We start from the raw sequence: 24,186 nt of genomic DNA, 5'->3' as shown, positions 1-24,186 counted from the left end.
AGTCGACTGACCGCTTGTCCAGAAAGCTAGTGGGTGCTGTGAACTAGCCAATGTCAGCCGATGAATTACACTTTTGGAGCGTGCCGTTCGGCCGGTTCGAGACCGTTATCTCTCGCTACAAGTGGCCACAGCTGTGGCAATTAGGGTGGTACCGCGGAATCTCCGTCCCTTCTCAATATGAGAAGGGGCGTTTTTTATGTCAATTGAAGGAGTGGAACAGATGGAATTATTGAAGGATTTAGAATTTCGAGGTCTCGTCAACCAAATGACGGACGAAGCAGGATTGAAAGAACAGCTGAACAAACCGACGACGCTTTACACCGGGTTCGACCCGACGGCGGACTCGCTCCACATCGGGCACTTGCTGCCGATTTTAACACTCAAACGTTTCCAAGAGGCGGGGCACCATGTCATCGCGCTCGTCGGTGGGGCGACCGGCATGATCGGTGACCCGTCAGGACGTTCGGACGAGCGTTCGCTCAACACGCTCGACACGGTCAAACAATTCTCGGATCGAATCAAAGACCAATTGAGCCGCTTCTTGCCGCTCGAAGGGGACAACCCAATCTCAATCCGCAACAACTACGAGTGGACGGAAGAGTTGTCAATCATCGACTTCTTGCGCGACATCGGCAAACACTTCCCAATCAGTTACATGCTCGCCAAAGACTCGGTCGACTCGCGTTTGGAGAACGGGATCTCGTACACGGAATTCTCGTACATGCTCTTGCAATCGTTCGACTTCTTGAAGTTGTACGAAAATGAGAACTGCCGTCTTCAAGTTGGGGGCAGCGACCAGTGGGGCAACATCACGGCCGGTCTCGAACTGATTCGTCGCTTTGGTCACTCGGAGAAGGCGTTCGGTTTAACGGTACCGCTCGTGACGAAGTCGGATGGACAAAAATTCGGTAAGACGGCCGGTGGTGCGGTCTGGCTCGACGCCGATAAGACGACACCTTACGAGTTCTACCAGTTCTGGATCAACGTCGACGACGCCGACGTCATCAAGTTCATCAAATACTTCACATTCTTGTCGCATGACGACATCTTGGCGCTTGAAAGCGAAGTGGCGTCTGCACCGGAAAAACGTGTCGCCCAACGTCGCCTCGCCGAAGAGATGACGAAACTCGTCCACGGTGAAGCAGGTCTCGAGCAAGCGCTCCGTATCACGACGGCATTCTTCAGCGGTGATTTGAAGACACTTAAGCCAGAAGATATGGATGCTGCTTTCAAAGGCATGCCTCAGTTCGAACTTGACGGCGAACGTAACCTCGTCGATCTACTCGTTGAAGCGAAGATTGCGCCATCAAAACGTCAAGCCCGCGAAGACGTTCAAAACGGGGCGATTTACTTGAACGGGGAGCGCGAACAAGCGCTCGATAAGACGGTGACACGTGCCGATACACTTGGTGAGTTCACGGTCATCCGCCGAGGCAAGAAAAAATACTTCGTGATCCGTCACGTCTGATGCATTCGTCCATGTCCCAAATGTTGCGGACATGGACGTTTTTTTATATCTCAAATTGGTTTCGGTCTGATACGATGGCAAGTACAGACGATAAGGAGGCTTTCCTATGGAAATTGAAGAGTTTTTTGGCGAACAGTTCCACCAATGGCGGGAACGGTTCCGCTACTATGAGATGGCGATCACCGAGCTTGAGAGCGACCTCGGCATCATCGACCTCGATTGGCAGACTCGGCTCGGTTACTCTCCGATCGAACATGTGAAGACGAGGATGAAGACGTTGCCGTCAATTATCAAGAAGATGAACCAAAAAGTGCTCCCACTTGAAGTGGAAGCACTTTGGGACAATATTTACGACGTCGCCGGAGTCCGGATTGTCACGAGTTTCCGCGATGACATTTACGCCATCCTCGATCATTTGAAGAAGCGGGACGATTTACAAATCGATGAGATCAAAGACTACATCAAAGATCCAAAGCCGAGCGGTTATCGGAGCCTGCATCTCATCGTCCGGACGAAAGTCTATTTGGCGGAACGCGTCATTTGGGTGCCGGCTGAGATTCAAATCCGCACGCTCGCCATGGACTTTTGGGTGGCGACGGAGCATAAGCTTCATTATAAATACCAGCACGTCGTCCCAGAGGCGTCGAAACTCGAGTTGATCGAAGCGGCCAAGATGGCGGACTCGCTCGATACGCAGATGGGCCGGATTCGCGAACAAATATTAAAGTAAAAAAAATCCCCTTTCCTGCCAAAGCAGGGAAGGGGATAAAAGCATTAACGTGAGTAGTACTCAACGATGAGTTGCTCTTTGATTTGGTCGTTCAATTCAGCACGCTCAGGAAGACGTACGAATGTACCTTCGAGCTTCTCAGCGTCGAATGTTACGTAGTCTTTTGTAGCTGGTGCTACTTCGAGAGCTTCAGCGATTGCTTTGAAGTTTTTAGACTTCTCGCGGACTGAGATGACTTGACCTGGTTTTACACGGTAAGACGCGATGTCTACACGTGAACCGTCAACTTGGATGTGACCGTGGTTGACGAGTTGGCGCGCTCCACGACGTGTGCGAGCGAGACCCATACGGTAAACGAGGTTGTCAAGGCGTGACTCGAGCAAGAACATGAAGTTCTCACCGTGGATACCTTGCATTTTCCCTGCATCGTTGAAGATGCGACGGAATTGCTTCTCGTTGATTCCGTACATGTGACGGAGTGCTTGCTTCGCTTGAAGCTGAAGACCGTATTCAGAGATTTTACGACGACCATTTCCGTGTTGACCTGGTGCGTAAGGACGTTTTGCTAATTCTTTACCCGTTTCGCTAAGCGAGATGCCTAAGCGACGCGAGAGTTTCCAAGCTGGACCTGTGTAACGAGCCATGTTTGGACTCCTCCTTGTTGTTCATGTATTTTGCACAAAAGAACAACGGTGTCAAAGACTGGTGACGCCCCTTTCATAGGTTCAAGCACCTTCACTTGATAGCGAAGCTACGAGATGCTCCTCCGACTCAGTCGAGGCCCGAAAGGTGGATACGTCTGTCAATGACTGCTATCGTCATTTCATGCACAAAAATCAGTATACGACGAAATGATTCGCTTGTCAATCAGATGAAGCGAAGTAATGTCTGACAGAATTGCTCCAACCCTTGACGGTCGACATCCGAGAAGCGGTCGAACTCAGGGCTGTCGATATCGAGCACGCCGATGGTCTTACCGTCACGGACGAGCGGGACGACGATTTCCGAGTTCGAAGCCGCGTCACAAGCGATATGGCCCGGGAACTGATGAACGTCTGCGATGAGTTGTGTCTCTTGCGTCGAGGCGGCTGTCCCGCAGACTCCTTTGCCGAACGCGATATGGACGCAAGCCGGCAGACCTTGGAACGGTCCGAGGATAAGGGCGTCTTCGCCTTCTGTTAAATAGAAGCCGACCCAGTTGATCCGGTCGAGGAATTGGTTGAGCAACGCGCTCGCGTTTGAAAGGTTCGCGACACGGTTCGTCTCGCCTTCGAGTAGCGCGGCGAGTTGTTTGTTTAGTAGGTCGTAACCGGCGGCCAAGTCGCCAGAGTAAGTAGTCGTTTGGAACATGGGATTCCCTCCTAATGAATGAAAGCAAGATTGATTAGCATTATGGTACACGCATTTTTTTATTTTGTCTTCTTAAAAGATTCATGTGAAAAATAACATTCTCTCCCTAAACCGTTGGAAAACCTATGCAAATCATTGGTTCTATAATATGATTAGTATTATCTATACTCATAAAATACTTCATTTATTCATTCAGATACATAAGTCCACGAAAGCGGCTTGGAGGTTGTGACAGAGATGGATTACGGAATCTATGGAATTTTAATTGGAATTATTGTCATCGCATTAGGGGCGATGCTGGGAAGCATGCTCGTGCGAAGGAATTTTTACCAGAAAATTGATGATTTAGACATGCGCAAACAAAGCGTGCTCAGCGCCAGCGTCCCGGCCGAACTGCAGAAGTTCAAACAGTGGCCGATGGAAGGCGAGACGAAAGAAAAGTTCGAGCGTTGGCATCAGTCATGGGACGAACTCGTCAGTGTACATACCGGGCAAATCGATGAGGCGCTCTATCATGCCGAAGAAGATTTGGACAAATATCGCTTCCTCAAAGTCAAATCGGATTTGAATGCGACGGAACAGTTGATTCAAGAGCTCGAGTCGATGGTACACGCCATGCTCGACGAGATGGATGAGTTTAGTCAGCATCATTCGTCGCTGCTCGATATCGTCAAAAAAGACGAGAAAGAGCTGTACCAATTCCGGAAGACACTCGTCGCGCAAAACAGTGCGTTCGGCCCGACGTATGAACTCGTCGAATCTGAGATTGCGGCAGCGGAAGCAAAACGGACCGAGATGATCACGTTGAAGCAAGAAGGCCAAGTATCGGAGGCGTACGTCGCCGGCCAAGTCTTGTCTGAGAAAGTGACGAAGATTCGTGAACTCGTCAGTGTCATCCCTCAGTTCGTCCGCACGGTGCAGGTTGACTTGAAACAACAGCTCAACCAGTTGCGTTCGGGGCATAAAGAGATGCAAATGGACGGCTACGCGCTCGAACCGCTCGGTTTAATGGAAGAAATCGAGCAGGCGGAAGATCGCCGATCGGCTCTTATGGACCGCATCGAACAGCTCGACTTCGATCATTTCGAGATGGACATGCAACAGCTCAGTTCGGACATCGACCAGTTGTTCGAAGCGTTCCGGACCGAGGTCGACGCGCGCCAATACGTGAAGAAAGAATTCGCGAGTGTGAAAGACCGTGACCGCCAGACGAGCGAAGTCATGGCGCGACTCCATCAAGAGATGACTCGACTCGTCAGCAACTATGAGATCAACGCTCGAGTCGGTGAAGAATTTGAACAGCTTGAACGTGAGCGGGCGACGCTCACGGCGAACGTGCTCGATATCGAACAGGCGCTCGTCGCCCAAATGATCCCGTTCAGCATGATCAAGTCGAAAGTGCAAGAAGCAAAACGGTCGCTCGACCAGTTTAGTGCCATGCATGAACGCTTCATCGAAAATACGAACTCGCTCCGTAAAGAAGAGCTCGAGGTTCGTAACAAGCTCGAGTCTTGGAAGAAGGAATTGTCGGCCCATCGCCGACTCCTTACGAAGAGCGCCATGCCGGTCGTCCCGACGGATTTGACGAGCGATATGCGCCAATTGCAAAAAGGCGTTCAATCGTTGGACGAACAGTTCGAGAAGGCGCCGTTCAATATGACGTATATCGTCGGACTCAGCCACGACGTCGAAGAGACGATGGACAACTTCCGCGACCGGGTCAAAGCGCTCTTACGCCAAGTCACGTACGCCGAGCAGCTCCTGCAATATGCGAACCGCTATCGCCGGCGTGACAACGAGGTCCATATCGCCTTGACGCTCGCCGAGAACAAATTTTTACACGGAGAGTACGGCACGGCCGTCGAAATCGGTGAACGCGTCCTCGGGCGCTTCGATGAAGGCGCGGCCCGCGAGATTCGTCAGCGTGTCGAAAAAGGTTTGGAGCAACAAGAGCTATTACGAAAATAATGATGCATGAAGATTGACGTAAACGGGAATTAACGTAGACGTCAATCTTTTTTGAATCGAGGAGGAATTTTGTGATGGGAACGCTATGGGTAAACGGAAAGATCTATACGATGAATAAAGAGCATGAACAGGCTCGCGCCATGTATGTCGAGCACGGTCGCATTCTGAAGCTAGGTGAGGAAGGCCACCTTCGTCGTACATACGCCGGAAGGATCAAACAGATTGTGAACCTTGAAGGGAAGAGCGTTTATCCGGCGTTCACCGACTCGCACATCCATTTGATCGGATACGGGGAAGCGCTCGACCGTATCGATGCGACCGAGACGACGGATTTGCAAGCTCTGCTCGAGTCGATGAAACAAAAGGACGGCAGTGACAGAAGTGACGATTGGCTCGTCGCGGAAGGGTTCAATGACCGTCTGCTCGGAGAGATGCCGACGCGTGAGATGATTGATGCCGTCATCCCAGATCGGCCCGTCGTCTTGAAGCGGGTCTGTCGCCACGTCGCCGTCGTCAACTCGAAAGGATTGGAACGACTTGGCTTGATTCACCATACCGTCATCGAAGGCGGAAAGCTCGGACGCGACGCGGAAGGAAAACTGAACGGGGTGCTATACGATGCGGCGCTCGATTTGCTCCATAAAGAACTGGGGGGGAATCGCGAGAAAAATGTCGCCTCACTCCACCGGGCCATCGACTCGCTTTTCGCCCACGGGATTGTCGGCGCCCATACGGAAGACCTGTTCTATCATGGCGACCCGCTCGAGACGATTCAAGCGTATGAGGACGTGTTAGCAGATCTCCCGTTCCACGCCCATCTGCTCGTCCATGAACAAGTCGTCGATCAATTAATCCGTCACGATGCGCTCGCGAAACGACCACGTTTCGATTTCGGGGCGATGAAACTGTTCGTCGACGGGTCGTTCGGGGGACGGACGGCACTCTTATCGGAACCGTATACGGACGAACCGGGTCAGCGCGGAATCGAGGTCCATCGTCCAGACCATCTCGAGGCGCTCGTCAAAAAGGCGCGGTCGTATGGTATGAACGTGGCAGCTCACGTCATCGGGGATGCCGCCGCCGAACAGTACATCACATTGCTCGAGAAGTATCCGGCCAAGCGCGGGACGCGGGACCGAATCATCCATGCCTCGCTCTTGAACGATGCATTGTTGAAACGGATCCAGGCGCTGCCGGTATTGATTGATGCGCAGCCGATCTTCTTGTCGGACGACATGAACTTGTTGTTCGACCGGCTCGGAAACGACCGGGTCGATAACGCCTACCGCTTCAAATCGATGCTCGACACGGGAGCGCTCGTCCTCGGGGGCAGTGACGCCCCGATTTCTTCGGTCGATGTGCGAAAAGGCCTGTATGGTGCCGTCACCCGTCAATCGTTCGAGGAGTCGTGCGCGCTCAATCCGACGGAACGCCTGTCGATGTATGAAGCGCTCCGTAGCTTCACGTATGCCCCGCGTGTCGCCACAGGCACGCACGGACGTGACGGCTTGTTGATTCAAAGTTATAACGCCACGTTCACGGTGTGGGAAGAAGACTTCTTCGAACTTCGCGGGCGCGACATCCTCGACAACCGACTCGTCATGACGGTCGTCGAAGGGTCGCCGGTGTATGAGGCCGACGTCGTCAACGCATAATAAAAAGGCTAGCCGTCTAAGTAAAATGGACGGCTAGCCTTTTGTCGTTTAGAAGAATGAGCGTTGTACTTTGTGCCAGAACGAGTTGTTTTTCAACTTGACCGTTTTGACGACTTGGTCAGAGAGCTCGATATCGATTCGGTCGGTATATTTGAGGCTGAGCGCCTCGTTATCCATCCCGATGATCGGATAGTCGTTCCCGTCTTCGACGATGCGAAGCGACAGTTTGCGTGAATCATGGACGATGAACGAGGAACCGAGTGTACGGTAACGGTTATTGTTCACCGAAGCGATTTCGCTCACTTGCATGCATGGGATGAGCGGGTCGACGATCGCGCCGTCGAGTGATTTATTATAAGCCGTCGAGCCGGTCGGCGTCGAGACGACCATCCCGTCGCCGCGGAACGTCTCGAAGTGAAGATCGTCGATGTATACCTCAATGGCGAGTGATTTGATGATACTCGATTTGATCGAAGCTTCGTTCAAACAAAGCATCGGTGTCGATTCATTGATTGAAGCCGATAAGAGCGGATATTTCCGTACCTCGAGCCCGGCTTCGATCCGAGCAGAGTTATCTGAGAATAAACGATCGACTTCGTCGAGCTTATGTATGTCGAAGTCGCAATAAAACTCATTCAATCCGCGTCCGAACCCGACGTAGATGGCGTCTTGACGGAAGCCTGTATAACGGACGGCCTGTAAGAACGCGCCATCTCCCCCGATGGCGACGATGATGTTGGCGTCTTCCGGACGATTCACGACGTTGAAGCCATGCTTCTCACCGATCTCGATTAGTTTCTTTACCTCTTTAGTAAAGTCGTTGACGTTACGATGGTACAAATAAACGTTGTTTCTCATCCATGTCATCCCCTTTGTCAATTGAGTCTCTTTCATTATACAGCGTTTTAGACGCTCGATATAGGGAAAATCACAATCAGACCGTCTGAGGCAGGAAGTTTGTCATCGAGACGGCACCATCGATATGATGAAGAAGTATAAATCAAACCAAAGGGGATGAAACGATGCCAACATTTAAAGGCAATACCGTTACACTGCAAGGGAATCCGGTCAAAGTCGGAGATGCTGCACCGGACTTTACAGCGCTCACGACGGCACTTGAAGAGGTGACGCTCGCGTCATACCCAGGGAAAAAATTGATTAGTGTCGTCCCGTCGATTGATACAGGCGTCTGTGATGCACAAACGCGTGCGTTCAACGAGAAAGCGGCAACGCTTGGAGGGACAGTCTTGACTGTGTCGAACGACTTGCCGTTCGCACAACGTCGCTGGTGTGCGGCCTCGGGACTCGATAACGTCATCATGTTATCGGACCACCGCGACCAATCGTTCGCGAAATCTTACGGCGTGTTGATGGAAGAGCTCCGTCTCCTCGCACGCTCGGTGTTCGTCATCGACTCAGAAGGTACGGTCCAATACGTCCAGTACATGGATGAGATGACAGACGAGGTCGATTTCGATGCGGCGCTCGAGGCGTTTGATAAAGCGAACTGATTCGCTTGGCGAAATGACCACGAATCGCTTACACTAATAGAAGTGAACCGACCGGCTCTCCATCAGAGGGCCGGTTTTGTATGGAAAGGATGATCGAAGATGGAACGATTTGAACAATTGTATCGGGATTGGAAGAAAGAGGCGAAGAAGCTGACGACCGACCTTGATTTGTTACCGCTCGAGGCGTTGATTGAAGTATTTGAACGGGTCGATGTCGAACAAGAGAAGACGGATGATGTCCGAAAAGCCGTCAGTCTGCTCGTGCTCGAGGAGACGACGACACTCCCGCCGAACCACCAACCGACACCGGACGCTGTCAGCCTGTTCATCGGGTACTTGGCAACGAAGCTCGTCAAAGACGGGGCGAGCGTGCTCGAACTTGGAAGCGGGACGGGGACACTCGTGCATGCCGTGTTGACACAATTGAAAGACGCCACCGCACAAGCCGTTGAAGTCGATGAGACGATGCTACGTCTGTCTTACGCGATCAGTAACTTACTCGGGAAACCGGTGTCGTATTTCCACCAGGACGCGCTCGCACCGTTGTTCGTCGAGCCGAGCGATTTAGCGCTCGTCGATTTGCCGATCGGCTACTATCCGAACGATGAGGTGGCGTCAGGCTACGCCTTAAAACGTGAGGAAGGCCATTCCTATTCCCACTTCTTGTTGATCGAACAAGCGATGCGCCACCTGAAACCGGGCGCGCATGGCATCTTCGTCATCCCGAACAATTTGTTTGAACAGGATGACGAAGGGAAATTAAAACAGTGGATGGACCGTGAGGCCGTCGTCAAAGGAGTTCTGCAACTCCCGACGACGATGTTCAAAGATGAGCGATATGCGAAGAGCCTATTGATGTTACAAAAGCTCGGGGAAGGCGTCAAACGCCCGAAACAAGCGCTCCTCGTCGAATTGCCGTCGTTCACGGACGTACGTGCGGTTGCCAATATTGTGAAACAGATTGACGATTGGTTTAAAACAACATAATTTTTATTGGGCAAAAGACTTGAAAAACATATGCCATATCAAGTATCTTCATTATGATACAGTTATCGGTTTTTAAGAGAACAGATAAAGACTCGTGTTTAAATCGAAAGGTAAGAGGTGTATGACATGACAAAAATTATGGCAGTCAACGCAGGTAGTTCGTCATTAAAGTTCCAGCTTCTCGAGATGCCATCTGAGAAAATACTCGCCGTCGGGCTCGTCGAGCGTGTCGGAAAAGAAGATGCGATCTTCACGATTAAATATGGCGAAGGACAAAAGTTCCATATCGTCACGCCGCTTCATTCACATAAAGAAGCGGTCGAGCTCTCGCTCGAAAAATTGATCGACCTTGATATCATCCGATCGTTCGATGAAATCGCAGGCGTCGGTCACCGTGTGCTTCACGGAAAAGAGTTGTACGCGGATTCGGTCGTCATCGACGATGAAGTCATGAAGAACATCGAATCGTTCGTCGAACTCGGACCGCTCCACATCCCGCCAAACTTAACGGGGATTCGTGCGTTCCAAACGATTTTACCGAACGTACCGCAAGTCGCGGTCTTCGACACGGCGTTCCACCAGTCGATGCCGGAAGAGAACTTCTTGTACAGCCTTCCGTACGAGTACTACACGGAGCACGGCGTCCGGAAGTACGGTTTCCACGGAACGAGCCACAAGTACGTCACGCAACGTGCGGCAGAGCTTCTCGGTCGTCCGCTTGAAGACCTTCGTTTAATCTCGTGCCACCTCGGTAGCGGTGCATCAATCGCAGCGGTTGCCGGCGGTCGTTCGATTGACACGACGATGGGCTTCACGCCACTCGAAGGAATCACGATGGGCACACGTTCAGGATCACTTGACCCGGCTCTCATCCCGTTCTTGATGCAAAAGACAGGCAAGTCGGCTGAAGATGTATTGAACGTCATGAACAAAGAGTCAGGCGTCTACGGTCTCTCGGGTATCTCGAGTGACTTGCGTGACATCGAGCAAGCTGCTGCTGAAGGCAACCACCGTGCCGAAGTCTCGCTCAAAATCTTCTCGAACCGCATCCACGGTTATATCGGTCAATATGCGGCAGAGATGAACGGTGTCGATGCGATCATCTTCACAGCTGGTGTCGGAGAAAACTCTGACGTCATCCGTGAGCGCATCCTTCGTGGCCTTGAGTTCATGGGCGTCTACTGGGATCCATCACTCAACAACGGAGCACGCGGTAAAGAGTTGTTCATCAACTACCCGCACTCACCAGTCAAAGTCATCATCATCCCAACGAACGAAGAGTTGGTCATCGCACGCGATACCGTACGCATCGCCAACCTCTTTGAGTCACACGTTTAAGTTATTACAAAGTCCGTCCCGCAACCTTGCGAGACGGACTTTTTTAGTGCTTTTGACGGATGAAGAGGGAAGGGATTGTGACAATGGACCGAATGAATCCATCTCGTTTGTAACATTCGACGTAAGAAAAGTAGGTTTTCGTAATAATCAAGATATATTAATTCCTTTAAATGGAAATTAATGTGACAAAAACTAAAGATTATTATTAAAACCGTCATCTTTCTTTAAAGGATGGCGGTTTTGTAATCTAACCGTAACTTTGATGACACTCAAATGAATTTTAGTTGTAAACGCACGTCGTCATGTTTCGTCATATAGTTATCTGGACGAAACATTCAGCAATAAACGCGAAATGTGACAGTGAATACGGCACCACAGATTCGACACCATGAACTTACAACTCACAAACCGACTAGGAGAGGACAAACCACATGCTCAAAAAAATTGGAACGGTCTTACTACTGACGGTCATGACACTCGCTATGCTCTTACCACAACAACAACAAGTTGAGGCATCTTCAAAAGTTTACGTTCAAAGCCAAGTCAACGGATTGAACGTCCGCTCGGCAGGTTCACTCAACGGAAAAGTCATCGGCAAGATCAACAAAGGACAACAATTACAGCGTACCGGCTCAAAAGGGGCTTGGATTCGCGTCAACTACAAAGGAAAAGCAGGTTGGATCGCTACTAAATACTTACGCACCGTGAAAAAGACGGTCGCGAAGGCTAGTGTGAAAACATATACGATGAACGCATCGGCTTACACACCGTATTGCAAAGGGTGTTCAGGTGTGACGGCATTAGGCTGGAACGTCCGGGCCCAAAAACGCAACGTCGTCGCTGTCGATCCGCGCGTCATCCCGCTCGGTAAGAAAGTACAAGTGTACGTCGGCGGGAAGTTGATGGGCACATACACAGCGGCCGATACAGGCGGCGCCATCAAAGGCAACAAAATCGACATCTTGATGTACTCACAAAGTGCGGCCCTCAACTTCGGTCGTAAGACAGTAACTGTCAAAGTATTATAATCAGGCATACGAAAGGGCCATCGCATTTGCGATGGCCCTTTTGTGAATCATGTTATTGGCGGACGATGAGAACGTCACACTTCGAATAGCGAACGATGCTTTCAGAGACGCTACCGATGAAGAAGCGTTCGACGGCGTTCAAGCCGGTCGCTCCACAGATGATGAGGTCAATGTCGTGATTCGGTGCGATTTTTTTAGCGATCGTCACTTTCGGAGAGCCGTACTCGATGACCGTCTCGACTTCTTTGACACCACGTTCTTTCGCGCGATTGACGTAGTCCTCGAGCAATTCCTTCGCATACGTTTCAGCACGCTCGGTAATCGTCCGGTCATATGCTTCGACCGTGGCGAACGTCCGTGTATCGATGACGTGACCGATATACAGCTTGCCATCGTTTCGAAGGGCGACGTCGATTGCTGTTTCAAATGCGCGTTCCGCCTCTTTCGAGCCGTCGACGGCAGATAGAATATGTTTGTAGACAATTGCCATGTAAATCCCAACCTTTCGCTTGAAATGTACGTGCGGCTTACATGTATAGTATACCACTTCTGCCTAAATTCACGCCCGGTTCTTTCAGAAATGTGTGAAAGATTCACAACTTTCTCACTGAACAGGTTGAAGTTTGGAAATGAGCAGACGGAACGGGTAAGATGATACAGAGGAGGGATGACGATGAAACACGTAGTCATCACGGCCGGTGCGAAAGGGATCGGCCGCATTGTGACGGAACGTCTGTTAGAAGAAGGTTGGCACGTCAGCGTATTGCAACGGAAGCCGATCGATTGGAACCACGAGCGGTTACATATGATCGAGACGCCGTTGACGGACCGCCAGGCCGTCTTGAGTGCCTATGAAGAGGCGGTGGCCAAGTTCGGAGAACCGGATGCGCTCATCTTGAATGCCGGGCCATATATCTTTGAACGGAAATGTCTCGTCGACTTGTCTGACGAGGAATGGGACGAGGTGATCACGGGTAACTTGTCAGCCTCGTTTTGGTTGATGCGCCGAGCCATCCCGAGCATGCGGTCGAAACAGTTCGGCCGCATCATCACGTACGGCTTCCCGGAAAGTGCGACGGCACCAGGCTGGATTCACCGGTCGGCGTTCGCGGCAGCGAAAACGGGACTTGTCAGTTTGACGAAATCGGTCGCGCTTGAAGAGGCGGCCTACGGCATCACGGCCAATATGATCAATCCAGGCAATATTGTCGGGGCACAAAAAGAGATGCGAATCGAAGCGGCCGAACCGGATGACCAGACACCGGTCGGCCGTCACGGGACAGGTGAAGATATCGCGCGAATGATTCTGTTCTTGCTCGCTCACGATTCTGACATGGTCACGGGTGCTGTCATTGATGTGACCGGCGGTGTCAACGTCGTCCATCAATACCGGAAATAAGGAGGGGTCTGCATGAAGTTGGCCATATTGACCGATATCCATGGCAACGTCCAAGCGCTCGATGCGGTGCTTGCCGAACTGGACCGGCAAGGGATCGATCAAATCTGGAGTTTAGGGGACATGATTGCGATGGGACCCGATTCGAACGAAGTGATGGCGCGACTGCTCGACCGCGGCGTGCACATGATTACGGGCAACCATGACGAGGCCGTGTTGTCGCTCATGGCTGGGACAGGGCATCCCGAAAGCTACGCACACACGCGCCCGCATCATGAGTGGGTGGCGCGTACGTTGAAACCTGCCTATGCGGAGGCGCTCTTCAAGCTGCCGCGCACGATTGAACGTGTTGTCGAAGGGACTCGCGTATACGGCATCCATTACCATATCCCGACCGAGAAACGGGAGACGCCGATCACAGAGGAACCGTTCCACGACATCGTCGAGGCGACACTTTCGAACATGCAGTCGCTTTACGCGGCGTATGAGGCGGATGTCATCTGCTTCGGGCATCATCATCCGGAGCACATGTTTCGGGATGACGTGAAACATTATTTCAATCCGGGAGCGCTCGGTGTCGCCCGTGACGACTTGGCCCGTTACGGCATCCTCGAGTGGGGTGAGGCCGGCTTCTCGATTCACCCACAAGCCGTGCCGTATGACAAACGCTCGTTCCTTGAGACGATGGAACGCCGTGACGTGCCACAACGAGACGTCATGTTCCGACTCTTTTATTGACCGTGAAAAAGACCAGCCGCGCACGGCTGGTCTTTCTTTGTGACTCAATCGATTTCTTGGAGCGTTTTCGGATAACTCGTCAACAGAATCGGGCCACTCTCGGTCATGACGATGTCGTCCTCGATGCGGACGCCGCCGACGCCAGGGAGATAAATCCCCGGTTCGACGGTGAACGTCATCCCGACTTGGGCCGTCATGTCGTTATTGGCGGCCATTGACGGGAATTCGTGTACTTCGATGCCGATACCGTGTCCGACACGATGCGTGAAGTATTCCCCGTAGCCGGCCGTCGTGATGACTTGACGGGCCGCGATATCGATCGAGCCGAGCGTCGTCCCGACGTTCGCCATCTCGATCGCAGCTTCTTCGGCCTTGAGGACGGTCTCGTAAATCTCTCGTTGTTTCGTGCTCGCTTCTCCATAGACGACGGTGCGAGTGATGTCAGAGGCGTATCCTTGCCAAATGACACCGAGGTCGAACAAAGCGAAATCGCCTTTCTTCAAGCGATTGTTGCCGGGTACACCGTGCGGGTCGGCGCTATTCTCACCGAACAACACAAGTGTGTCGAACGACATCTCCCGGACGCCGTGCTTCTTCATCGCATACTCGATTTCCGCGATGACCTCGAGCTCGGTCACGCCTTCACGCAATGCGCGAATCCCTGCCTCGATCGCCATATCGGCGAGTTCGGCGGCGCGCTTCATCAAGCGGACCTCGTCCGGTGACTTGATCATGCGAAGTGCCTGCAACTCTTCCGTCAAGTCGATGATTGACAGTCCCGCGAAACCGGCGCGGAGTTGCTCGGCGCGATTGTACGTCAAATGCTCGCCTTCTACTCCGATTCGCTCGGGGATGATCTGTTGGTCGAGGAACAGTTTGACGACTTTGTCCCATGGGTTTTCATGATCCATGTACGTGACGATATCGCCGTTCCACTCGCTCGCTTCGACGATTCCTTTTTCAAGTGCTGGACAGACGATCGCGGTCGTACCGTTCTTCAAGACAAGAATGGCGATGAGCCGCTCATGAGCCTCGGCGTATACTCCTGAAAAGTAGAAGACCGATGCTTTCGATGTGACGAAAGCGGCGTCTAACCCTTTCGTGGCCAAAGATTGTGCAATATGGTTGGTTCGTTGATTCAACTCGTTTCCCTTCCTTCTCGTTCATTGGCGTTCTTTCTCATTATAACGTTTTCCAAAACGGAAAGGAAATGTCACCATTTCAGTAGTACAGTTTGAAGAAGAACGACTGATACAGTATACTGAGGATGACAGAAAATGTATTGAGGAAAGGGACTCGTGACATGACAACAAAACATGAACAGATCATAGCACATATCGAGTCGCTCGATGTCGGGTCCAAAATTTCGGTCCGCCAAATCGCAAAAGAGTTGGCGGTATCAGAAGGAACGGCGTATCGGGCCATCAAAGAAGCAGAGAACTTAGGATTTGTGTCGACGATCGAACGGGTCGGGACGATCCGGATCAAACGTAAGCACAAAGAGAATATCGAAAAACTGACGTTCGTTGAAGTCGTCAATATCGTGGACGGACAAGTGCTCGGCGGCCGTGACGGGCTGCATAAGACGCTCTCGAAGTTCGTCATCGGGGCGATGAAGCTCGAAGCGATGATGCGTTACATCGATGTCGACTCGCTCGTCATCATCGGAAACCGGGAAAAGGCGCATGAGCTCGTGCTCCAGTCTGGCGGTGCCGTCTTGATCACAGGTGGATTCGATACGACCGACGAAGTGAAGCGGATGGCGGATAAATACCACATGCCGGTCATCTCGACTTCCTATGATAGTTTCACCGTCGCGACGATGATCAACCGTGCCATCTATGACCGTTTAATCAAAAAAGAGATTCTACTCGTATCGGATATCGTCATTCCGCTCCACGACACGTTCTATTTAAAAGTGGACGATACGGTCAAACGTTGGCACGAGCTCAATGAACGGACGAAACATAATCGCTATCCCGTCATCGACGAACAGATGAAAGTCGTCGGGGTCATCACGGCGAAAGACTTGATTGACCGCCCGCATGACACCGAAATCGAGAAAGTGATGACGAAGAGCCCGATCACGGTCGGCGTTCAGACAAGCGTCACCAATGCCGCCCATCAAATGGTATGGGAAGGTATCGAGATGTTGCCGGTTGTCGACAACTACGGCCGTCTGCTCGGAATCATCAGCCGCCAAGACGTCTTGAAGGCGCTCCAACTCGCCAACCGCCAACCGCAAGTCGGCGAGACGTTCGACAATATGATCACGAACCAATTGAAAGAAGATCCGAACTCGAACGGGACCGCGTTCACCGTCGAGGTCGCGCCGCAAATGACGAGCCACATGGGGACGGCGTCGTCAGGTGTCTTGACGACGTTACTTGTCGAAGGGGCGACCCGGAGTCTGCGTCATATGAAAAAAGGCGACCTCGTCGTCGAGAATATCACGGTCTATTTCATGAAACCGATTCAAATCGAGAGCCAAATCCGAGTCTCGGCCAATGTGTTCGACCTTGGCCGGAAGTTCGGGAAAGTCGACGTCGAGATGACGCAAGGCACGCAACTCGTTGCCAAAGCGCTCGTTACGGCGCAATTGATCGACCGTTAACTAAAAAAACGAGCTGATGATGTCATCAGCTCGTTTCTGTCTGCCCTTATGCTTGTTTGATCGGCTCTTCGTTCGCGAGCGGATAGATTTTACGGTACCGGATGAACCCGACGACGGCATTGCCTAGCCCTAGGACGAGCATGGCGATGCTGACGATCCAACCGATCGTCGAGCCGAGCCCGAGGCCGCCGATCATTTGGTTGACGGCGAAAAGTGCGAGGAACAGGCTCAACCAGATGAGCGCTTGCGTGTTAAAGAGCGCTTTCCGGTATGGTGTCTTCGTCAAATAGGCGCGTCGTTTAGAAACGAAATAGGCACCTAACGAAAACAAAATGAGTCCGATCATAATTAATTGACCCAAGTGAAGAAACCCCTTTCAGACGTGTAATCTGTTATCATCATACCATAGAATAGTGTTCAAGAAAGCGAGGAATGGCGATGGCACACTGGCCAGAGGCAGCAACGATATTGAAATTGATTGAAGCGGCGGATACGATCATGATCCACCGACACGTCCGTCCTGACCCTGACGCGCTCGGCAGTCAGCTAGGGTTGAAGCGGATGTTAGAGGTCGCTTATCCGGAAAAACGGATTTACGTCGTCGGCGGCATCGTCCACGACTTAGAATTTTTAGGCAAGATGGAGCATGTTGAAGCCGACATGTACAAAGACGCGCTCGTCATCGTGCTCGACACGGCTAACCACGAACGAATCGATGGGGCGCACGCCTTGACAGGCAAGACGGTCGTCAAAATCGATCACCACCCTGATGAGGACGCGTATGCGACCCATCAAATCGTCGACACGACGGTCAGTTCGACGTCGGAGATGATTGCTGAACTTGCGGGAATCTGGGGGCTTGCCCTTGACGAGGCGTCCGCATTCTTATTGTTCGCCGGGATTGTCGGCGACACGGGACGGTTCCAGTTCCGCAATGCGACGCCGCGCACGTTTGAGGTCGCCGCCGAATTGATCAACTACGGCATCGATACGAATCGGTTGTATCGTCAAATGTATAAGACGAACTTGGCGACGTTACAACTCCAAGGCTATGTGCTTCAAAACGTCAACGTGACAGAAGCGGGTGTCGGCTACGTCAAAATCGATGCGGACGTCTTGCGGACGTTCCACGCGACACCGGAAGCGGCATCGTTGCTCGTCAACAGTTTCTCAGGACTCGAAGGATTGAAGTGCTGGGTCATGTTCGTCGAGAACAAAGATGAGATTCGGGTGCGAATCCGTTCGAAAGGGCCGGTTATCAATGAAGTGGCGAAACGCTATCGCGGTGGCGGCCATCCGATGGCAGCCGGTGCCACGATCGATACATGGGAAGAGATGGACGAAGTGATCGCGGCACTTGATGAAGTCGCGGCACCGTTCACGTTCGAAACAGAAGAGAGCTGACCCGTTGGTCAGCTCTCTTCAGCTTTTGTCCTGATCTTGTGGGATGAACCATGTGCCGCGGTCGGTCACGTCCTCGACGACGTCGAGTTGATACTCGGCGATATAGCGGCGGAGTCGGTCGATAATCTCCGGGCTATCGGCGAAGACGGTCTGGCCGTTCTGTAAATTTTCGAGCTTGTCACGTGCGATTTTGCCCCGATTAATAATCATACGGTTTATACCCCCTTTTAGGAGAAGTTTTGTCTATAATTATTGTATCAGACAAGTGCCGGAATGAGTTTGACAATTGTGAAAAAAAGAAAGGGGGGATCTTGTGATCCACTTGAATGTACGATCGGCTTTTAGTTTGATGCAGAGCACGATTCGACTTGAACAATACGTCGCGCTGATGGCTGAGAGAGGGAGTCGGGCCGTCGCGCTCGCTGACGATGCATTATACGGCTTGCCGCAGTTCGTCCGATTGTGCGAACGCTATGCGGTCAAACCTGTCATCGGGTTGCGGACCACGTTGCGGATGGACGGGTTTGACGTGTCTGTCCTCGTATACGCGTTGACCGAGGAGCAGTTGCCGGAACTGTATCGCCTTGTGCAGGCCGATGGAGTGACCGAGACGACCGAACTGGCGGTAGTCGTCTTACCGGAGAATTGGAAGACGAACGACCCAGTTCACCGCAGGCGCTTGTATAACCATCTGCTCGGTTACGTGAACGAGGAGAAACTATGGCTCGGATTGCCGGCGCCCCAAACGACGGAGCAGACGTTGATGCTCAGACAGCTCCGCGAGATGCGGGAGGAGCTCGGCACGAAGCTCGTGCCGGCCCCCGAGACGTGTTACATGCGCCCAGAAGATTTCGAGGCGTATCGTGCCATCGTCGCCATCGGCGAAGGAGAGCTCATCTCGCAAGAAGACGTTCACCAGAAAGGGAAATACGTCCGCCTACCGAGTGAGATGAACGATTGGTTTGAACCGATCGAACTCGAGGCACTCGACCGATTCGAATCTCTCGTGTCCGTCACTCGGTTGCCGCAAGCGACAACATCCATCCCAGAATTCGAAGGTGCCATCGACCGGTTGAAGCGACTCGTTGCCGACCGCTTAAAGGCGCTCGACCTATTCCAAGAAGATTATATCGAACGGGCCCGCTATGAACTCGATATCATCGCGCGGACGGGTTTCGCCTCTTACTTCCTCATCGTCGAGGATATCGTTCGCTATGCGAAGGAACAAGGGATCGAGGTCGGTCCGGGTCGTGGTTCCGCGGCCGGGTCGCTCGTCAGTTTCGCGCTTCACATCACCGAGGTCGACCCAGTCCGGTTCGGTCTCTTGTTCGAACGATTTTTGAATCCGGAACGAATCACGATGCCGGATATCGACTTGGACTTCGAGGATGAACGACGCGATGAGGTCGTTCGCTACGTGTTGGAGAAGTATGGTGAAAATCATGCGGCCCAAATCGGTACGCTCGCCACGTTCGGTGCAAAGGCGGCGTTACGGGATGTCGCGCGGGCGCTCGGTCTGACGCTTGAAGAAGGACAAGCGGCCAGCAAACAAGTAAAAGATGACGGGCTGGCCGGGATTTTGGCCAACCCTTCGAAAGTGAAATGGTTCGCCGGCAGTCAAAAGCGCTCGCAGCTCTTGAAAATCGCCTCCGAGTTGGAAGGGTTACCGCGCCAAGCTTCGGTCCATGCGGCCGGCCTTGTGCTCAGCCGGGAGGCACTTGATGCGATCACACCGTTGCAGCCGACGACAGGGGAGCAAGTGACCCAATATAATATGAAGGATCTCGAAGCGCTCGGTCTGTTGAAAATCGATTTGCTCGGCCTGCGCAACTTGACGAGGCTCCGGCAGATGGAGGCGCTGATTCGGGAGACGGATGAACTGTTTTCGCTGAAGACGATCCCATTGAATGACGCCAAGACGTTCCGCGTGCTCGCCCGGGGTGACACGGATGGGATTTTCCAATTTGAGTCGGAAGGGATGAAACAAGCGCTTCGGCAAGTGAAGCCGACCGAGTTCGAGGATATCGTTGTCACGATGTCGCTCTATCGTCCGGGGCCGATGCAGTTCATCGATACGTATGCGAAGCGCAAGCATGGGATGCCTTATCAAGCGGTCCATCCGGTCGTCGGCGACATCATGCGGACGACGAACGGCGTGCTCGTCTATCAGGAACAAGTCATGCGCTTGTTGCGGGAGCTTGCCGGGTATTCATACGCCGAGGCGGATTTGATACGCCGCGCCATCGCTAAAAAAGACGTGGCAGCGATTGACGTCGAGAAAGCCCGCTTCTTAGAACGTTCGTCGGAGCGGTTCGACAGTGACTCGATGCGGCAAGTGTTCTCGTGGATCGAGAAGTTCGCTGGTTACGGCTTCAACCGTTCCCACGCCGTCGCCTACAGTTTGATCAGTTACCGTCTAGCTTATGTGAAGGCGCACTTTGAACGAATCTTCTACCTCGTGACGTACGACAAGACGAATCAGCTCGTCCGCATGTTGCGGAAAGGAAAAATCCCTGTCTATCCGCCCGACGTTCTGCACGGACAAGCCGCCGCCTTTTTAGAAGGGCCCGGCGTGCGTCTCGGACTGAAGGCGGTCCAAGGGTTGACGAAACGCGATGTCGAGCGGTTGATTGAGCATCATGCCGAGTTCACGGATGTGAAGCGTCTGCTTGAACTCATGGACTGGGGAACGAAAGACCATATGAAACTGCGACGCCTGCTCGGTGCTGGGGCGTTGGATCGGATGTACCACGGTGAGCGTCGACGTGCCTTTGAAGCGGTCGAACGGCTTCGCGAGGAGACGGAGACGCATCTGCTCCCGGACGAATTGTCCGCGCTCGGATTAAAACGATCCGCGCCGATTGAGCCGAATTGGTCCGAGGAAGAACGAGAGGCGCTCGGGACGTGGATCGTCCATTCGCCATTGACGACGGTCGCGCCGCTCTCGATCGAGACGGTGACGATTGATGAAGTGCTCCATGGCGAACGCGGATTCATCGTCGTCTATGTGGACGCGATTCGTACGTTCAAGACGAAGAAGAACGAAGAGATGGGTGTCGTCATGGTCGATGACGGTGTGTCGCAAGATGAGGTCGTCATCTTCCCACGGGTGTTCGCGCAATTTTCGCGCTCGCTTTACGTCGGGAACGTCCTCTTGCTCGAGGTTCATCCAAATGAACGGGACGGACGGCGTCAACTCGTCGTCGAGCGGGTCCGGCCGCTCCATGGACAAGCGCTCTTTGTCCGTCTGCGCTTGGAGTCGTTCGCGGACCTCGAAGAGTTGCTCCATACGTCCAAAGGGGATGTGCCGGTTATTTGTCGGTTCTCGGATTCAAAGGAAGTGAAGCAACTTGCCTCGGCGTATGCGGTCAATCCGACGGAGTCATTGCTCTTGGCGTTGAAACAACGGTTTGGTGAAACGGATGTCGTGTTGAAGCGGGTCGACTCGAAATTGCCCGGTACGAAAACTAGTACCAAGTCATAAAAAGTGGTATAATCTGATTAATTGGTCTGACCACTTTAGAGAAAATGCCATCCAAAAAGGGAGTTGAACGGTCAGATGCATGGAAAACACGCATCCTCATTTCACGAAAATATTTCTAAAATTAGAACGTTGATCGTCCAGGCCTCACTCGAGCCAGGCGACCGTCTCCCGTCAGAACGGGAACTCGCCGAGACCCTATCCATCAGCCGTGCCTCGGTCCGTGAAGCGTTACGGGCACTCAGCTTCCTTGGAATCGTTGAGACGAGACATGGCGGCGGCACGTTTTTATGTGAGCAAGATCGCCATCGATATATTGAGATTTTGTCAGAGTTTATCGTCACGAAACAGACGAAGGCGTCGGACATTGTCGATATGTTGCGACTGCTCGAACGCTTGGCGTTGACGGAAGTCGAACCGACCCCGGAACGCATCGCGTTGCTCGAGGGGAGTGTGGAGACGGACCGTGCCTTCCGGCAGCATCTCATCTTCGGATTGAAGAATGAACTGTTCATTCGAATTTGGAGTGAAGTAAACCGATTTTATGACGGGACGGACGCGGGCGACTTGTATACTGAAGATGAACGTAGACGATTGTTGGAGATGTGGCGTGAGGCGGGGATGCCGGAATGAACGAGGGGGAAGCGATGACTGCTTTTTTCAAGAAACCGAAACGATATATGCCTTTGCGTCAACGAGAACCAAAAATTGACGCACCACAAGGCTTGATGACAAAATGTCCATCCTGTAAATATATGCATTACACGAAACAGTTAAACGAAAATCATAAAGTGTGTGATTGCGGCTACCATTTCCCGCTCAGTGCAGATGAGCGGATTCACATGTTGGTCGACGGTCAATCGTTTGAAAAATTTGCGGGACCGATCGTCAAAGAGAACCCGCTTGATTTTCCAGATTATGAAGATAAATTGAAAAAAGACAGGGAGCGAACTGGGATTGAAGAAGCCATCGTCTGTGGCCGCGCCACGATCGATGGGCTCCCAGTCGTCGTCTGCGTCATGGATGCCCGCTTCCGTATGGGATCGATGGGGGGGTATGTCGGAGAAGCGATCGCCTCGGCCGTTCGGACCGCGACGAAAGAACGATTGCCGGTCGTCCTGTTCACCGCTTCAGGCGGAGCGCGCATGCAAGAAGGCATGGTCAGCTTGATGCAGATGGCCAATACGTCGATTGCGTTGAAACAACATGACGAGGCCGGCCTCTTGTACGTCGCCTACTTGACGCACCCGACGACAGGTGGCGTATCAGCCAGTTTCGCGATGCTCGGGGATGTGAACGTCGCCGAACCTGGGGCGTTGATCGGCTTCGCCGGGCGCCGCATCATCGAACAGACGATTCGTGAGAAATTGCCAGACAACTTCCAAACTGCCGAGTTCTTGTTAGAAGCGGGGCAACTGGACGCCGTCGTTCACCGTGAACAGATGCGTTCGTTCTTGAAAAAGATGATCGAGTTACACGGCGGGGAGGTCCATCATGTTTGATCCAATCAAAGAAGTAAACGAACAGCTCGGGAAGCTGCGCGAGACGGCAGAGACGAAAGGCATCGACTTATCTCGAGAAATCCGTCATCTTGAAGCAAAGCTTCATCGATTAGAAAAAGACATTTATGGGAATATGAAACCGTGGGATCGCGTGCAACTGGCGCGTAACCCGAAACGGCCGACGACGCTCGATTATATCACCCAACTGTTTCCAGATTTCATCGAGTTGCACGGTGACCGTCACGGCTATGATGATGCTGCCATCGTAACGGGATTGGCAACACTCGACGGGAAAGCGGTGACGATTATCGGCCATCAACGAGGTCGTAACACGAAAGAGAACATGAAACGTAACTTTGGGATGCCGCATCCAGAAGGCTATCGCAAAGCGCTTCGCTTTATGAAGCAAGCGGAAAAGTTCAATCGTCCTGTCATCACGTTCATCGATACGAAAGGCGCTTATCCTGGGAAAGCCGCCGAAGAGCGTGGACAAAGCGAGGCGATTGCACGCAACTTGTTCGAGATGGCGACGTTGAAAGTGCCGATTATCTCGATCGTCATCGGAGAAGGCGGATCGGGCGGAGCGCTCGGGATTGGTGTCTGTGACCGTCTGCTCATGTTAGAGAACAGCACGTACTCGGTCATTTCACCGGAAGGCGCCGCCGCGCTCTTATGGAAAGACGCGAAGCTCGCAGAACGCGCAGCGGAAACGATGAAGATCACAGCACAAGATTTGCTGAATTTAGGGATTGTCGATGAAGTCGTCACCGAGGTATTCGGCGGCGCCCACATCGATGTGTCATTACAGTCATCACTCTTAAAGCCTGTATTAGCACAACACATGACGGAGTTGCGAGGCCGGACTCAAAATGAGTTGTTGCAAGGGCGGGCCGCCAAATATCATCAAATTGGCACAATTGGCTCGTGAAAACGTTAACAACCGCTTCATGTTCACGTTCATCCACTCACGAGATGACTGATTTTGAGCACACCTCATGCTTTTTTTTCACATACTT

Annotated in this window: 23 protein-coding genes and 1 other annotated feature (1 of these 24 running past the window's edge); of the genes, 16 read left to right on the top strand and 7 right to left on the bottom strand. The window is 52.4% G+C overall.

Translation table 11 applies throughout. The features are described 5' to 3' along the window. Window positions 1-173, top strand: a binding site (T-box leader) (it extends 25 nt beyond the left edge of the window). A gap of 47 nt (window positions 174-220) precedes the next feature. Together tyrS and KNP74_RS02465 are read left to right on the top strand one after the other, a co-directional pair. After that, window positions 221-1,468 (top strand): tyrosine--tRNA ligase, encoded by a 1,248-nt coding sequence (tyrS, locus tag KNP74_RS02470; protein WP_214763259.1) that lies wholly within the window; start codon window positions 221-223, stop codon window positions 1,466-1,468. 106 nt (window positions 1,469-1,574) lie between these two features. Further along, window positions 1,575-2,198: a GTP pyrophosphokinase gene (locus tag KNP74_RS02465; protein WP_214763258.1), complete on the top strand. Its 624-nt coding sequence runs from the start codon at window positions 1,575-1,577 to the stop codon at window positions 2,196-2,198. A 44-nt stretch (window positions 2,199-2,242) separates the two neighbouring features. Here the strand turns inward: KNP74_RS02465 and rpsD are convergent, their stop codons facing one another. Next, window positions 2,243-2,842, bottom strand: a complete 600-nt coding sequence (gene rpsD / locus KNP74_RS02460; RefSeq protein ID WP_029595169.1) for a 30S ribosomal protein S4 — start codon at window positions 2,840-2,842, stop codon at window positions 2,243-2,245. Between the two features lie 223 nt (window positions 2,843-3,065). After that, window positions 3,066-3,548, bottom strand: a complete 483-nt coding sequence (locus tag KNP74_RS02455) for a GAF domain-containing protein (RefSeq protein ID WP_138859180.1) — start codon at window positions 3,546-3,548, stop codon at window positions 3,066-3,068. 237 nt (window positions 3,549-3,785) lie between these two features. On the opposite strand from KNP74_RS02455, the gene ezrA reads away from it, so the two are divergent. Both ezrA and KNP74_RS02445 read left to right on the top strand, forming a co-directional pair. Then, on the top strand, window positions 3,786-5,516 hold the full coding sequence (gene ezrA / locus KNP74_RS02450) for a septation ring formation regulator EzrA (protein ID WP_214763257.1): 1,731 nt from the start codon (window positions 3,786-3,788) through the stop codon (window positions 5,514-5,516). A 74-nt stretch (window positions 5,517-5,590) separates the two neighbouring features. Then, the gene (locus KNP74_RS02445; protein ID WP_214763256.1) at window positions 5,591-7,171 is read left to right on the top strand and encodes an amidohydrolase; all 1,581 of its coding nucleotides are present in this window, start codon (window positions 5,591-5,593) and stop codon (window positions 7,169-7,171) included. Window positions 7,172-7,219: 48 nt separating this feature from the next. Here the strand turns inward: KNP74_RS02445 and KNP74_RS02440 are convergent, their stop codons facing one another. Then, window positions 7,220-8,038, bottom strand: coding sequence for an NAD kinase (locus tag KNP74_RS02440; RefSeq protein ID WP_034778250.1), 819 nt, complete (start codon window positions 8,036-8,038; stop codon window positions 7,220-7,222). A 155-nt stretch (window positions 8,039-8,193) separates the two neighbouring features. On the opposite strand from KNP74_RS02440, the gene tpx reads away from it, so the two are divergent. The 4 genes from tpx (at window position 8,194) to KNP74_RS02420 (ending at window position 12,035) form a co-directional block, all read left to right on the top strand. Continuing rightward, entirely contained in the window at window positions 8,194-8,682 is a 489-nt protein-coding gene (gene tpx, locus KNP74_RS02435; protein WP_131471299.1) for a thiol peroxidase, read from the top strand. A 99-nt stretch (window positions 8,683-8,781) separates the two neighbouring features. Next, window positions 8,782-9,669: a class I SAM-dependent methyltransferase gene (locus tag KNP74_RS02430; RefSeq protein WP_034778248.1), complete on the top strand. Its 888-nt coding sequence runs from the start codon at window positions 8,782-8,784 to the stop codon at window positions 9,667-9,669. A gap of 126 nt (window positions 9,670-9,795) precedes the next feature. After that, window positions 9,796-11,007, top strand: a complete 1,212-nt coding sequence (locus KNP74_RS02425) for an acetate kinase (protein ID WP_214763255.1) — start codon at window positions 9,796-9,798, stop codon at window positions 11,005-11,007. A 431-nt stretch (window positions 11,008-11,438) separates the two neighbouring features. Further along, the gene (locus tag KNP74_RS02420; RefSeq protein ID WP_034778247.1) at window positions 11,439-12,035 is read left to right on the top strand and encodes a 3D domain-containing protein; all 597 of its coding nucleotides are present in this window, start codon (window positions 11,439-11,441) and stop codon (window positions 12,033-12,035) included. 52 nt (window positions 12,036-12,087) lie between these two features. On the opposite strand, the gene KNP74_RS02415 is transcribed toward KNP74_RS02420, so the two are convergent. Continuing rightward, window positions 12,088-12,525, bottom strand: coding sequence for a universal stress protein (locus KNP74_RS02415; protein WP_021065608.1), 438 nt, complete (start codon window positions 12,523-12,525; stop codon window positions 12,088-12,090). A gap of 183 nt (window positions 12,526-12,708) precedes the next feature. Between KNP74_RS02415 and KNP74_RS02410 the strand changes: the two genes are divergently transcribed. Next, entirely contained in the window at window positions 12,709-13,434 is a 726-nt protein-coding gene (locus KNP74_RS02410) for an SDR family oxidoreductase (protein ID WP_138859187.1), read from the top strand. 12 nt (window positions 13,435-13,446) lie between these two features. Beyond that, window positions 13,447-14,169 carry a metallophosphoesterase family protein gene (locus tag KNP74_RS02405; protein WP_138859188.1) on the top strand — a complete coding sequence of 241 codons (723 nt, stop codon included), beginning with the start codon at window positions 13,447-13,449 and terminating at the stop codon, window positions 14,167-14,169. Between the two features lie 44 nt (window positions 14,170-14,213). Here the strand turns inward: KNP74_RS02405 and KNP74_RS02400 are convergent, their stop codons facing one another. Then, a complete protein-coding gene (locus tag KNP74_RS02400) occupies window positions 14,214-15,311 on the bottom strand; it encodes a M24 family metallopeptidase (protein WP_138859189.1) in 1,098 nt (365 codons plus the stop codon). A gap of 161 nt (window positions 15,312-15,472) precedes the next feature. Here KNP74_RS02400 and KNP74_RS02395 point away from each other — a divergent pair, with 161 nt between their 5' ends. Next, window positions 15,473-16,783, top strand: a complete 1,311-nt coding sequence (locus KNP74_RS02395; protein ID WP_214763254.1) for a DRTGG domain-containing protein — start codon at window positions 15,473-15,475, stop codon at window positions 16,781-16,783. 46 nt (window positions 16,784-16,829) lie between these two features. On the opposite strand, the gene KNP74_RS02390 is transcribed toward KNP74_RS02395, so the two are convergent. After that, entirely contained in the window at window positions 16,830-17,144 is a 315-nt protein-coding gene (locus tag KNP74_RS02390) for a YtpI family protein (protein ID WP_233004412.1), read from the bottom strand. Window positions 17,145-17,221: 77 nt separating this feature from the next. Between KNP74_RS02390 and KNP74_RS02385 the strand changes: the two genes are divergently transcribed. Beyond that, window positions 17,222-18,187 carry a DHH family phosphoesterase gene (locus KNP74_RS02385; RefSeq protein ID WP_214763253.1) on the top strand — a complete coding sequence of 322 codons (966 nt, stop codon included), beginning with the start codon at window positions 17,222-17,224 and terminating at the stop codon, window positions 18,185-18,187. 18 nt (window positions 18,188-18,205) lie between these two features. On the opposite strand, the gene KNP74_RS02380 is transcribed toward KNP74_RS02385, so the two are convergent. Then, window positions 18,206-18,397, bottom strand: coding sequence for a YtzJ family protein (locus KNP74_RS02380; protein WP_034778236.1), 192 nt, complete (start codon window positions 18,395-18,397; stop codon window positions 18,206-18,208). Window positions 18,398-18,500: 103 nt separating this feature from the next. Here KNP74_RS02380 and dnaE point away from each other — a divergent pair, with 103 nt between their 5' ends. The 4 genes from dnaE (at window position 18,501) to KNP74_RS02360 (ending at window position 24,098) form a co-directional block, all read left to right on the top strand. Next, on the top strand, window positions 18,501-21,671 hold the full coding sequence (gene dnaE / locus KNP74_RS02375) for a DNA polymerase III subunit alpha (protein ID WP_214763252.1): 3,171 nt from the start codon (window positions 18,501-18,503) through the stop codon (window positions 21,669-21,671). A 129-nt stretch (window positions 21,672-21,800) separates the two neighbouring features. After that, on the top strand, window positions 21,801-22,301 hold the full coding sequence (locus KNP74_RS02370) for a FadR/GntR family transcriptional regulator (RefSeq protein ID WP_233004410.1): 501 nt from the start codon (window positions 21,801-21,803) through the stop codon (window positions 22,299-22,301). A gap of 14 nt (window positions 22,302-22,315) precedes the next feature. Then, window positions 22,316-23,170, top strand: a complete 855-nt coding sequence (accD, locus tag KNP74_RS02365; protein WP_214763251.1) for an acetyl-CoA carboxylase, carboxyltransferase subunit beta — start codon at window positions 22,316-22,318, stop codon at window positions 23,168-23,170. Continuing rightward, on the top strand, window positions 23,163-24,098 hold the full coding sequence (locus KNP74_RS02360; RefSeq protein ID WP_138859193.1) for an acetyl-CoA carboxylase carboxyltransferase subunit alpha: 936 nt from the start codon (window positions 23,163-23,165) through the stop codon (window positions 24,096-24,098). The genes accD and KNP74_RS02360 overlap by 8 nt, the downstream gene beginning before the upstream one ends. Window positions 24,099-24,186: the final 88 nt, after the last annotated feature.

It is taken from the genome of Exiguobacterium sp. s141 (assembly GCF_018618085.1).
In the GTDB taxonomy this organism is placed as follows: domain Bacteria; phylum Bacillota; class Bacilli; order Exiguobacteriales; family Exiguobacteriaceae; genus Exiguobacterium; species Exiguobacterium mexicanum_A.
This window is presented reverse-complemented; position numbering and strand designations above follow the sequence as displayed.